Here is a 12,705-nt window from a genome sequence, read left to right on the forward strand (position 1 = left end):
CCATGACCCGCCAAGAACAGATCCAAGCCCTGAAGCAAGACTGGGCCGAAAACCCCCGTTGGACCGATGTGACCCGCGGCTACTCCGCCGAAGATGTCGTGCGTCTGCGCGGCTCGGTTCAACCCGAGCAGACCTATGCCAAGCGCGGTGCCGAGAAGCTGTGGAAGCTGGTTCACGGCGATGCGAAGAAGGGCTATGTCAACTGCATGGGCGCCCTCACGGGTGGTCAGGCGATGCAGCAGGCCAAGGCCGGGATCGAGGCGATCTATCTGTCGGGTTGGCAGGTCGCCGCGGACGGCAACACCTCCGAGACCATGTATCCGGATCAGTCACTCTACGCCTACGACTCTGTCCCCACCATGGTGCGGCGCATCAACAACGCCTTCAAGCGCGCCGACGAGATCCAATGGTCCAAGGGCATCGAGTCGGGTGACGCGGGCTATATCGACTACTTCCTGCCGATCGTGGCGGATGCCGAAGCCGGCTTCGGCGGCGTGCTCAACGCCTTCGAGCTGATGAAGAACATGATCGCCGCGGGCGCCTCCGGCGTGCATTTCGAGGACCAGCTCGCCGCGGTCAAAAAGTGCGGTCACATGGGCGGGAAGGTCCTGGTGCCGACCCGCGAGGCGGTGCAGAAGCTGGTCGCCGCGCGGCTCGCCGCCGACGTCATGGGTGTCCCGACCTTGCTCTTGGCCCGCACCGACGCCGAGGCGGCGAACCTGCTGACCTCCGATGTCGACGACAACGACCGTCCGTTCGTCACCGGCGCACGTACCGACGATGGCTTTTATATGGTCCGCAATGGTCTGGAGCAGGCCATCAGCCGCGGTCTGGCCTATGCGCCGTACGCGGACCTGGTCTGGTGCGAGACCGGCACCCCGGATCTGGGCTTCGCCCGCGAGTTCGCTCAAGCCGTCCTCGCTCAGAACCCCAACAAACTGCTGGCCTACAACTGCTCGCCGTCCTTCAACTGGAAGAAGAACCTCGACGATGCGACCATCGCGAAGTTCCAGGACGAGCTCGCCGACATGGGCTACAAGTACCAGTTCATTACGCTGGCCGGTATCCACAGCATGTGGTTCAACATGTACGACCTCGCCTACGATTACGCCCGCGGGGAAGGCATGCGCCACTATGTGGAGAAGGTGCAGGCACCCGAGTTCGCGGCGCGCGAGAAGGGCTACACCTTCGTGTCCCATCAGCAGGAGGTCGGCGCCGGCTACTTCGACGACATCACCACCACCATCCAAGGCGGTGCATCCTCGGTGACGGCCCTGACCGGCTCGACCGAAGAGGCTCAGTTCTAAGCTAAGCAAACCTCAGTGCGGCCCCGAGCCCGGACTCGGGGCCGCAAGTGCAATCGGCCGGTGACCCGGCCGATCCGAAACGACCGGCGTCTGTGCAAACAGCGCCGGTCTTTTTGTTGCGCCTCCGCAGTCGCTCGATTCAGATCACTGTCGCCTGTCATAGCGCCCGTGATAGAGTGAAGGGAAGAAAAACGCCTCACCTTTACGTGTGTACTGCTGCGAAGCTAGGGTCCATACCGCAACCTCCCCCGAATGATTCGCACACAGGCGCAAAGATCGCCGATCGGACTGGTCGCCCTCGTTCTAGGTCTGGCGCTGGCCCTGCATCTCGCCTATCAGCTCTCGATCGGCATTCCGGCACGCGTTCTGATTGCGCAGGAGGCGACAGCACAGGCACTGCTGCTGCGCCTTGCCCCCCGGCTCTCGTCGGAGTCGGCCAAGCGCGAGCCGAGTGCCGCCGAGCAGATCCTCGCCCCGGAGGGAACACAGCCCTATATCCTCGCGCTCGGTCAGCTTGATCGACCGCACACCGAACGACCTGCCGGCGCCGCATCCGAAGCGGACTCACGACCAACGCCCCCAGGCGCATCCCTTGCGATCCCGCCCGAGCTCATCGGCGCGGCCGTCGCATCGCCGAACCACGCGCACGTCGCGACCCTGACAGCGCCCAGGCGCCTGCTCGGCGTCATGAGCACCGGCCGCGCGGGGCCACCGAGCAGCCCCGACAAGGATCCCGCGACATCGCCCGAAGGCCCTCTGCTCTATCTCGTCTTGGATCTCGCCGCCGCCGAGCACGCAGAGCGGCTCCGCCTGCTGTCATGGGCGGGTGTCTTGCCTTGGGCCCTGTCGGTGCTTCTTGCGTTGGGGCTCGCCGTGCTCCTGAAGCGCTATCCCGGGGCATCCTCCCGAACCGCATCGGAACCGAATGCGCGCGACGCAGATCCTCTCGCGGACAGCGGCTCCGACCCCGTTGACGGTCGGATCGACAACCTCGATCCCATCCTCGACATCGCTGCCGTTCTCTTGGTCGGAATGGATCCCGAAGGGCGGGTTCAGCTCGTCAACCGCAAGTGCTGCGAGGTCTTGGGCCTCGACCGCGAGCAGATTGTCGGACGTGACTGGGCGGATTCGTTCGTACCCGAACGCGAGCGCGAGCAAACACGCAAGATCCTGGCGCGTATCACGAACGACGACGACGCCTTAGTCGCAGTCGAGGGCACGCTCCTGTGCGCCGACGGCTCGGAGCGTTTGATCGAGTGGAACAACAGCCGCATCCGCGACCGTGCGGGGCGGGTCATCGGCGGGCTGGGCTCGGGCACCGATATCACCGAGCGCAAACAGGCGGAGCGGGCACTCTCGTATCTGGTCACTCTGGAAACCGTTCTGGTCGAGACATCGCGGTCATTGGTGGCTGCCCCCGCCGATGCAGTCGGCCCACTGGTCGAGAATGCCTTGGGGACCATCGCACGACGCATGGGTGCCGAGCGGGCTTATGTCTTCGTGCTGAGCCGCGACGGCGCGACCATGCGCAACACCCAGGAATGGACGGCGAGCGGCTTGGGGCTTGCCGGCGCGGGGGCACCGCCGGTCCCGACATCGCTCATTCCGCGCTGGATGGAGACCCTGCAGCACGGCGACGACATCCGGATCGACGACGTGACCAAGCTCCCCGAGACCTGGCGTGTCGACCGCGAGCAGCTCGAGCAGCTCGAGGTCCGATCCGTGGCCGCGGTCGCCATTCGAGTGGCCGGTCGGATCGGGGGATTCGTCGCCATGGAGATGCTCAGCGACACGCGCAGCTGGCGCGACTCGGAGATGCGCGCATTGGGCTTTCTCGGCGACCTGATCGGCGGGGCCTTCGAGCGGCGCCGCAACGAGCAGAAGCTGCTCGACAGCCGACGGCGTCTCGAAGAGATTGCCCTCTACGACCCTTTGACACGGCTGCCGAACCGGCGGCTCTTGGCCGAACGCATGGACGAGGCGGTGGTGCGGGCCCGCGAGCAAGGTCTCTTGCTCGGGGTCTGTTATCTGGACCTCGACGGATTCAAACCCATCAACGACACCCACGGGCACAAGATGGGCGACCGGGTGCTGGTGACGGTCGCCAGCCGTTTGCGTGGCTGCGTGCGCGAGGACGACACGGTGGCTCGGCTCGGCGGGGACGAGTTCGTGCTTCTGATGAACCACATGGAGTCGCTGTCGGACTGCGCCGCGCTTCTGGAACGCGTGCTCGCCGCGCTCGCCCAACCCATCCTGATCGACGGCCATTCGCTCGCCGTCACCGGGAGTGCCGGCGTCACGCTCTTCCCGCGCGACGCAGGCGATGCGGACACCCTCCTGCGTCACGCCGATCACGCGATGTATCAGGCCAAGCAACAGGGACGTAATCGCTTCCAGTTCTTCAAGGCGGTCAAGGATCAACCCGATCAAGCCCACAAGCTCGAGCTGGTGCGGATCCGAGAGGCGATCGAAGGCCACGAGCTGAGGCTGCACGTCCAACCCCGCGTCGACATGCGCTCCGGGCAGGTGGTCGGCGTGGAGGCTTTGGTCCGGTGGCAGCATCCCGAGCGCGGACTCTTGCCGCCGGGCGAGTTCCTGCCCTTGATGGAGGGCGACGAGCTGCTCCATGACCTCGACTGGTGGGTGATGGATCGCGCACTCGCGCTCCTGGTGCAGTGGCAAGACGCGGGGCTGGACCTGACGATGAGCCTCAATCTCTCGGCCTGCTCGCTGCAGGACACCGGATTCGTGGCGGCCCTGCAGGAGGTGTTGGCGCGCTATCCGTCCATCGACCCGGCGCGGTTGTTGTTCGAGATCGTCGAGTCCGAGGCACTACGCGATATCGAAACCACCGCATCGGTCATCCGAGCATGCGCCGTCCTCGGCGTTCACTTCGCCCTGGACGGCTTCGGCAACGGCTATGCGTCCTTGACCGATTTTCGCTGTCTCCCCGCCCAGGTCGTCAAGATCGATCAGACCGTGGTCCGCGACATCCTGCGCTCGCGCGACGGACGCAGCCTGGTCAAGGGCGTCATCGGGATCGCCAACGCCTTCCAGCGCGAAGTGATTGCAGAGGGTGTGGAATCCGCCGCGCACGGCTTATTGCTGATGGATCTGGGCTGCACCCTGGCGCAGGGCTACGGGATCGCAGACCCCATGCCCCCGGAGCGGCTCGCGTCCTGGATCGAGGGCTTCCGTCCTCCGCAACTCTGGAGTGACCGCCCCGCCGTGGATTGGTCGAGCGAAGATCTCGCGCTTCTGGGCCTCGAAGCGGTCCATCGCGACTGGGTCAATCGCCTGGTACGCCACATCTCGACCGATACCGCAACCCGAGCGCCGGAGCTCCGGCCCGAGCTGTGCGACTTCGGGCGCTGGTACCTGGGAAGCGGTCAAGCGCGTTACGGCGAGATGCCGAGCTTCCGCGCGCTCGATGCCCTGCATCGACAAGTACATCGACAGGCCGAGCAACTGCTCGCGCTCGATCGCCTCGATCGCGAGGCGCTGAACGATCCGATCGCGCAACTGCTGCAGGAGCGCGACGGCATGGTCGACGGAATCCGATTGCTGCAGGCGGAAGTCCTCGGGCGCACACAAGAGGACAGGATCCTCTAAGCCGACGAACTAGCCCTGCTGCATGAGGATCCGCAGATCCATGAGTGCGGCGTTCGCCTTCGCAATGTAAGAGGCCAACACGAGCGAGTGATTGGCCAGGATGCCGTAGCCATCGCCGTTGAGCACCAGCGGGCTGCCCATGGGTTTGGTCGCGCCCTTGAGGTCTCGAACGATCTGCTGCAGCGAGACCTCTGCGCGTTTGGATGCCAAGACACCCTCGAAGTCGCTCGCGATCGCCTGCATCAGGTGATAGAGCGCCCAACTGTATCCGCGAGCGCAGTAATAGACGTTGTCGACCTGATGCCACGGGGTCTGAATCGGGACCGGCTCCTCGTCGAGGAGCGCGGCATCACCAACGGCCCGTGGGATGCCGATGGCCGCTGCCAAGTCCCTGTCCGGGACACTGGAGCTCAACCGCACGCCGAAATGACCCAGGCGCTTCTCGACCACCGCAAGATAGACCGCGAGATTGTCGGCCCGGGCAAAGAATTGCGCGCTCGCCTGATGACCCCCGCTCAGATCCGACAAGTACCGCTCGAGGGCCTCGATCCCAAGTCCATATGCCGTCTCGGCCGAGGGCAGCACCCAGGATTTCGGGTCGATCGCAAAACGCAAATCGGCTTCCTGGACATCGGCATTCTCGACCGATTGACTCTGGGAGCGACTGAAATCATTCCGTAGCGCGCGCACGAAATCGCGCAGCGCCATCAGGTTTCCGCATTCCCAACTTTGGGTATTGTCGAGAAAGATTCCGGGTGGCAGGCGATCGTTGTACAGAAACCCGCCGGGCTTCGCCAGGAGCGCATCGCCGATCCCGATCGCCATCGCAACCGTACGGACGCCGGGGATTGCATTCCCGGCTGGCTCGCCGGGCTCGGCTAGCGTGACCGCAGCGCCATCCAAGCGTTTAGGATGAATGGACCAGTAGACGCTCAGGGACACCAGGACGAGGCCGACAAGGCCAAGTAACCCTAAGGTCGTACGCCAAGGGATCCGGCTCGGTGCAGGCCGGATGTCGGTCCTCGGCAACAGCGTGCCGGTCTCATGGGGCGGGGTCGATCGTGGATGCTTCATATGCGTTTCCCGAGTCAATTCGATATGCCATAAAATTATCAACTTCTAAACCGCGTCCAGAGCGAGATGCTAACTTTCGAGTGAGTTCGAAGTTTGGTGAATCCACGACCCTTAGCGGGGGACGCGGTTTAAAATTTTATATTTTTTAATACTTTAAACCGCGCCGGCTCCAGCAGCTCTGAAATCCGCCGGGGCCGATCCCATCCAAAAACATCGCATACCGCACTGGGCGCGGTTTAATATTGATGACATTGAGGAATCGCAGAGGCCCGCGGAAGACAACCTGTTCGGGGAATTCAGCCTGCAGGCGGCGGCCGTCCCCTCCTGCTGCATGCGGGGGCTTGATCGCCTTGACGATGACGCTCGTCAGCAGGCTCGCGGGCCGGGTGATGCCAACGACGGCCGGATCCAGGTTCACCGCTCGATCAGATAAACCTCGACACGCCGATTGCGCTGCCGCGCCTCGGCGGTCCGGCCCTCGTCGATGGGTCGAGTCTCCCCCATCCCGACGATCTCGATGCGTTCGGCGCCGATACCCCTCGCAGCCAAGACATCCTTGACCGCGCGGGCGCGTTCCTGCGAAAGCGTCAGGTTCCGGGTTGCGCTGCCGGAACGATCCGTATGACCTTCGACACGGGCCACTAGGCGATCATGTCGATTGAGGACCTCGGCGATCGCCTCGAGTCCTTCGGAACGCCCCGACGCAAGCGCACTTTCGCCGACCGGGAAACGCAACTCCGATTCGGTCAATGTCACCAAATGGCCGCGCTCGGTTAAACGCGCGCCGAGACGCGCAAGGTCATCCTTCAACCGGTTCGCGAAGGATGCGTCATTCACGTCAGCCCGGGCGCTGTCGGCCGCGGGCGTTGCACGGGGCTCGGCGAGCATCTCGGCCAGATGGTCTCTTTGCTCCGAAACGACGAGTGCGAACGCCGCTTGCTGCTCCGCCACCGCAACCAGCTCCTGTTCCAGGCGTTGGATCTTGGCCTCGGCATCGCCCAGACGCCCATCCAGTGAACCCGGCTCGACTTCGGCATCCGTCCCGACGGACGTCGAGACAGGCCCGTCGGACCCGGCGAAGTCTAGCGTTGCAAGGATCTCGCTCGTCGGCGGCTCGGCCGGCGGTGTCTGAGGCCCGCGCAGATAGGCCAACAGAAGCCCTGCCGCGAACGAGAGAATCAGAAAAACAAGGGCATAGATCGGATTCGATCTCACCGCGGGGGCGACGTCGGACATGGTGATTCCTCAAGTACGAAATCGGTTCGGAGGCTCGGCGAACGAGAAGGATCGGTCGACTCGGGGGGCATCGGGACATCGAGACGACGGATTCACAAACCCGTCGTCCCACGCCTGCCGCTGGTCTCAGTGACCGGGAACGCAGATCCCGTTGCGCCGGACCGCAATGGCGGTGCGCGCCAACAACAAGGCGACGATTCCGGTCAGCAGGGTCAGGAGACCGAGACCGAGATAGCGGTAGATGTCCTGCCCGGTGCGCTCGAACATCAAGAGACTCGCGATGCCGATCGCCGCGAGCGGGAAGGAGTAGGCCCACCAGGAGAGGAAAAACCCGAGCTTCAGGAATCGATTTGCCTGCGTGAACAGCAGCAAGGTCAGAAAGAGACCGATGAAATAGAGCACCCGCGCGAAGGCATCGAGCTCCCCGACAAGCCGTGAATAGGCAATGAACCCGACGGCGGGCGGCGCGATCAGGATGAAAAGCGTCGGCATCAAGCGCTCTTCGATCGGATGATGAAACAGCACCCGGTAGAAGATGATCGTCATCAGGATCAGCCAGAACAGCATTCCGGTACTGAAGAAGAACCAGGAAATATCCTGATAGCCCAATGGGACTCCGGCCACCGGAACCAAGACGTTCCCGACCGCCGGGATGAACCAGGCCGGATTCATATGATGCACCTGAAAGTGCTCGTGATGGATCCAGACATTCACGACATAGAGCGTAAAGACCAAATGAAGGGCCGTGCCCGCCATCCAGAGCGTCCGACTCACATCATTCATGACCGGCAGAAAGGCGATGGAGAGCAGCAGCAGACTGATCGAGATGGTCGGAAAGAAATTGAGCTTCACCGGATGGCGCAGCTCTTGGATCACGGCCTGCCTGTACAGGGCGAGCTTGGCCGTATAAAGCAGCAACAAGACAACGAAGAGCGTACTCGTCGCGCCGATCAGCCAGGGGGTGATGCCCAAGTCGAGATCGAGGACCGTCTGAGCCTTCTCCCAGCCGATGGTGAGACCCGAAAGTCCCATCACCATCGCGAAGAAAGAGATCGGGAAGTGCTCAAGCCGACCGGGCGGCAGATTGGGAGTTTCCATGATGTACAGACACCCTCGCTCAAAGTACCGACGGCATGGGCATGAACAAGAGAACGGCGAGTATCGCGGTGGTCGCGAGCACCGGCGCCCACAACCAATAAGGTGTGGCTGCTGCGGTGCCTGTCGAGCGCGTCACGGTCCGGGTCTGCTGGGTCATGGTTTGGCTCCGATGGTGCGTCGAGCAGTGTCGCCGAGCGCGACGGTCTTCGTGACCGAGGCACCCGACGTCTACTCGGGGAATGAGGTTGATGCCCAGTCTAGGCATCGCCGCGGCACGATGCATTGACAAATATCAGACTAGATAGCTCGGGTTTGCCGGGCTTCCTCGTCACTCCGGCATTCGTGGCTCGTGGCGCAGAGCGCCACGGGGCATGCGCGACACCGCGGAGCGGGTGTCACGAGCCCCAAACCCACGTGCGCTCGATATATACTCAGCGCTCATGCGACAGACCCGCCCATGGATCGCCCATGCCCACAGAGCCCCCATCCTCGCCGCACGACCTCGACTTCAAGACAGCGGACCTCTCCGATCAATACGAGGAGCGTGTTCGCATTTGCGATCCGATCTTTCGTGATTTCGGCGGCCATGTCCGATTCTGCGGGACGGTCGTGACGGTCAAGTGCTTCGAAGACAACACCCCGGTGAAGGCAACCCTGGCCGAGCCCGGCCAGGGACGCGTCCTTGTGGTCGATGCCGGCGGCTCAATGCGCTGCGCGATGCTCGGGGACCTGATCGCCTCCGGCGCGGTGGCGCAGGGCTGGGCCGGGGTCATCCTCTACGGGTGCATCCGCGACAGTCGCGACATCGCCGCCATGCCGTTGGGGGTCAAGGCATTGGGGACACATCCACGCAAAAGCCTCAGGCGCGGGGAAGGTCAAGGGGACATCCCGGTTAGCTTCGCCGGCGTGCGCTTCGCCCCGGGTGATCAGGTGTATTGCGACGAAGACGGCATCCTGGTGGCCGACGGGCCACTGGATCTCACCTAAACCGCGTCCAGAGCGAGATGCTCACTTTCGAGTGAGCTCGAAGTTTGGTGAATCCACGACCCTTAGCGGGGGACGCGGTTTAAAATTTTATATTTTTTAATACTTTAAACCGCGCCAGCTCCAGCGGCTCTGATATCCGCCGGGGCCGATCTCATCCAAAAACATCGCATACCGCACTGGGCGCGGTTTTGTCGGGACTCTACAGAGCGGCGATCGATCCGGATACGGGCAGCGAGGCAAGACCATGGCATGGACCGAGGCGAAACTGATTGCCGAGGCGATCCTCGACGGATTCGGGCGTCATTATCGACTGTTCCGCGAGATCACCGGCGGTGCGCGAGAACGCTTCGAAACAGCCGATTGGCCGGCGGTGCAGGCCGCAGCGCGCGAGCGGATCAGCTACTACGACGAGCGGGTCGGCGAGACGGTCGCCCTGCTGCGCCGCGAGTTTCATCTGCGCGACCCGACCGACATCCTGTGGCGCCGCGTCAAGATCGAATACATGCGCCTCCTGCCGCTGCACCACCAGCCCGAGCTCGCCGAGACCTATTACAACTCGGTGTTCTGCAGGCTTTTTGATCGGCGCTATTACAACAACAGCTACATCTTTGTGTGGCCGATGATCTCGACCGAGCACCTCGAGGCCGAGATCCCCATCTTTCGACCCTACTACCCGGCGCGCGACGGCTTCGCGCGGGTGATCGCCCGCATCCTCGGGGACATGACTTTCCGGCGTCCCTTCCGAAATCGCCGCCACGACATCCGCTGTCTGATGCGCGCCGTACGCGACCGCTTCCCGCGCCGGCGCGCGCTGCATCAGAACTTCCAGCTCGCCGTCCTCTCCGAGCCCTTCTACCGCAACAAGGCCGCCTACATCATCGGCAAGGCGATCAACGGGGCGGACCAGATCCCGTTCGCGATCCCGATCCTCAACGACGAGGGACACGAGGGGGCACCCGGAGGACTCTATGTCGACACCCTGCTCTCGGGCGGGGACGAGATCTCGGATGTCTTCAGCTTCTCCCGCGCCTACTTCATGGTCGACACCGAGGTACCGGCGGCGGTCGTCGATTTCCTGCGCCCCTTGATGCCGCACAAGGGCAAGGCCGAGCTCTACACCGCCATCGGCCTTCAGAAATTCGGCAAGGCGGAGTTCTATCGCGATTTCCTCAAACATCTGAGGTATTCGGCCGACGATTTCGTCATCGCCCCGGGCATCCGCGGGATGGTGATGTGCGTCTTCACGCTCCCCTCGTTCCCCTTCGTCTTCAAGGTCATCAAGGACCGGTTCCCGCCGCCGAAGGAGATGACGCGGGAGACCGTCAAGGAGAAATACCAGCTGGTCAAGCTGCACGACCGCGTCGGGCGGATGGCCGACTCCTGGGAGTATTCGCACGTCGCCTTTCCGCGTCACCGCTTCTCCGCCGCCCTCATCGAGATGCTGGAGACCGACTGCGCAAAGAGTCTGGAGTCCGACGGCGATCAGCTCATCATCAAGCATCTCTATATCGAGCGACGCATGTCGCCGCTGAATCTTTATCTGCACACCGCCGACGACGAGGACATCCGTCACGCGATCGGCGAATACGGCGACGCCATCAAGCAGCTCGCCGCAGCCAACATCTTCCCCGGCGATTTCCTCTTCAAGAACTTCGGCGTGACGCGTCAGGGTCGCGTCGTCTTCTACGACTACGACGAGCTCTGCTACCTGACCGAGTGCCACTTTCGGGAGATTCCGCCCGCTCCCTACCCCGAGATGGAGATGGCCGAAGAGGTCTGGTACAGCGCCGGGCCGAACGACGTCTTCCCCGAGGAGTTCGAGACCTTCCTGCTGACCGACCCGCGCATCCGCAAGGTCTTCCGGGAGCTGCACAGCGAGCTGTTCGACCCGGCCTGGTGGCGGGCACGGCAGGAGCACATCCGGGCGGGGCATCTGGAAGATGTCTTTCCTTATGCCGAAGAGCGGCGTTTCGGTTACCCCGACCGGGTCGCGCCCGATCGAAACAGTTAGAGCAGTTCAAAAGTAAGTCAAACAACTCGACGAGAGAACACCTTTGCCGCGGTTGTCGTTGTCGTTGTCGTTGTCGTTGTCGATTACGACAACGACAACGACAACGATTGGAGACGGTGCTCAAGTGACTTCCGACACGTGAATCAGGAACCTCGGCAATCGCCGAACCTCTCAACCACAGGCGCCTCGGCGCCCGAGCCGCATCACAATAAGGGGAACAGGTGTGCACGCCCGCACTCGGTAGCCCCGGTGGACCACAGAGGAGACTGGAACGATGAAGACGCCTACGATCGGGATCCATCGGCTGGCCTGGAGCCTGCTGCTCTGCTGCACGCTCGCCGCGGCCGCAAGCGACGGACCCGCCGAGCTGGCCCCCGGGATGCAGAACCCCGGTTATCACGAGCAGCCGGAGTGGTTCAAGCCGTCCTTTCTGGATCTCCGCGAGGACGTCGCCGAGGCGACCGCAGAGGACAAGCGCCTGGTTCTCTATTTCTATCAGGACGGTTGCCCCTACTGCGCCAAGCTGCTGCAGGAGAACCTCGGCGATCAGTCGATCGCCCGTCTGATGCAGTCGAGCTTCGACGTCGTCGCCATCAATCTCTGGGGTGACCGGGAGGTGACCGGCCTGTCAGGGGAGCTCACCACGGAGAAACAACTCGGAGCCGACCTGAGGGTTCAGTTCACACCCACGATGCTGCTGCTCGACGAGGCCGGGCAGGTTGTTCTGCGGATCAACGGCTACTTCCCGCCCCATCGTTTCAAGGCCGCGCTCGCTTATGTCGCCGAGCGGCGCGAGCAGGTCGGCGAGTCATTCACCGACTATGCCGCCGGACTCGATTCGGCCGAGGCCAAGGGCACACTGCACACACAAGGGGGCTTCCTGACCGCACCGTTCCGGCTCGCCGACAATCGCGATGTCTCCATGCGTCCTCTGGTGGTGATGTTCGAGCAGCCCACCTGCCGAGACTGCGACGAGCTGCACGAGGACATCCTCGAGCGCGAGCCGGTCGTCTACTCGCTGAGCGCCTTCGACGGGGTGATTCTGGACACCTACTCGCGCGACCCCGTCCAGACGGTGGACGGCCGCGAGATCCCGATCCGCGACTGGGCCGCGGAGCTCGGCATCAAGTACACACCCAGTCTGGTGTTCTTCGATGCCGCCGGGCGGGAAGTCTTCCGCACCGAGGGTTATTTCAAGGCGTTCCACATCCACGGCGCCTTGGACTATGTCGCCACAGGTGCCTACCTGTGGGAGCCGAGCTTCCAGCGCTACCTTGCCGCGCGCCGCGAGTCGTTGACCGCGCTCGGGGTCGAGGCCGATCTGATGGATTGACCTCGGGCACGGCGGGTCGGTCACCCGTACCGGAAGAGCGACCGATC

Annotated in this window: 10 protein-coding genes; 5 read left to right on the forward strand and 5 right to left on the reverse strand. The window is 63.3% G+C overall.

Annotation, left to right across the window (positions count from 1 at the left end; genetic code table 11):
• Nucleotides 1–2: 2 nt before the first annotated feature.
• Nucleotides 3–1,307 carry an isocitrate lyase gene (aceA, locus tag KFB96_RS12415; RefSeq protein ID WP_213458134.1) on the forward strand — a complete coding sequence of 435 codons (1,305 nt, stop codon included), beginning with the start codon at nucleotides 3–5 and terminating at the stop codon, nucleotides 1,305–1,307.
• A 252-nt stretch (nucleotides 1,308–1,559) separates the two neighbouring features.
• Nucleotides 1,560–4,919, forward strand: coding sequence for an EAL domain-containing protein (locus KFB96_RS12420; protein WP_213458133.1), 3,360 nt, complete (start codon nucleotides 1,560–1,562; stop codon nucleotides 4,917–4,919).
• A 9-nt stretch (nucleotides 4,920–4,928) separates the two neighbouring features.
• Here KFB96_RS12420 and KFB96_RS12425 read toward each other — a convergent pair whose 3' ends face one another.
• From KFB96_RS12425 to KFB96_RS12445, 5 genes are all read right to left on the reverse strand, one after another.
• Nucleotides 4,929–5,993 carry a DUF2333 family protein gene (locus KFB96_RS12425; RefSeq protein WP_213458132.1) on the reverse strand — a complete coding sequence of 355 codons (1,065 nt, stop codon included), beginning with the start codon at nucleotides 5,991–5,993 and terminating at the stop codon, nucleotides 4,929–4,931.
• Nucleotides 5,994–6,138: 145 nt separating this feature from the next.
• On the reverse strand, nucleotides 6,139–6,411 hold the full coding sequence (locus tag KFB96_RS12430) for a hypothetical protein (RefSeq protein ID WP_213458131.1): 273 nt from the start codon (nucleotides 6,409–6,411) through the stop codon (nucleotides 6,139–6,141).
• A complete protein-coding gene (locus tag KFB96_RS12435) occupies nucleotides 6,408–7,229 on the reverse strand; it encodes an OmpA family protein (RefSeq protein ID WP_213458130.1) in 822 nt (273 codons plus the stop codon). The genes KFB96_RS12430 and KFB96_RS12435 overlap by 4 nt, the downstream gene beginning before the upstream one ends.
• Before the next feature lie 126 nt (nucleotides 7,230–7,355).
• Nucleotides 7,356–8,327 carry an SLAC1 anion channel family protein gene (locus tag KFB96_RS12440; RefSeq protein WP_213458129.1) on the reverse strand — a complete coding sequence of 324 codons (972 nt, stop codon included), beginning with the start codon at nucleotides 8,325–8,327 and terminating at the stop codon, nucleotides 7,356–7,358.
• A gap of 19 nt (nucleotides 8,328–8,346) precedes the next feature.
• Nucleotides 8,347–8,484: a hypothetical protein gene (locus tag KFB96_RS12445; protein ID WP_213458128.1), complete on the reverse strand. Its 138-nt coding sequence runs from the start codon at nucleotides 8,482–8,484 to the stop codon at nucleotides 8,347–8,349.
• 311 nt (nucleotides 8,485–8,795) lie between these two features.
• On the opposite strand from KFB96_RS12445, the gene rraA reads away from it, so the two are divergent.
• From rraA to KFB96_RS12460, 3 genes are all read left to right on the forward strand, one after another.
• A complete protein-coding gene (gene rraA, locus KFB96_RS12450) occupies nucleotides 8,796–9,314 on the forward strand; it encodes a ribonuclease E activity regulator RraA (protein WP_213458127.1) in 519 nt (172 codons plus the stop codon).
• A 244-nt stretch (nucleotides 9,315–9,558) separates the two neighbouring features.
• On the forward strand, nucleotides 9,559–11,325 hold the full coding sequence (aceK, locus tag KFB96_RS12455) for a bifunctional isocitrate dehydrogenase kinase/phosphatase (RefSeq protein WP_213458126.1): 1,767 nt from the start codon (nucleotides 9,559–9,561) through the stop codon (nucleotides 11,323–11,325).
• Between the two features lie 274 nt (nucleotides 11,326–11,599).
• Nucleotides 11,600–12,658, forward strand: a complete 1,059-nt coding sequence (locus KFB96_RS12460; protein WP_213458125.1) for a thioredoxin fold domain-containing protein — start codon at nucleotides 11,600–11,602, stop codon at nucleotides 12,656–12,658.
• Nucleotides 12,659–12,705: the final 47 nt, after the last annotated feature.

It is taken from the genome of Thiocapsa sp., assembly GCF_018399035.1.
In the GTDB taxonomy this organism is placed as follows: Bacteria; Pseudomonadota; Gammaproteobacteria; order Chromatiales; family Chromatiaceae; genus Thiocapsa.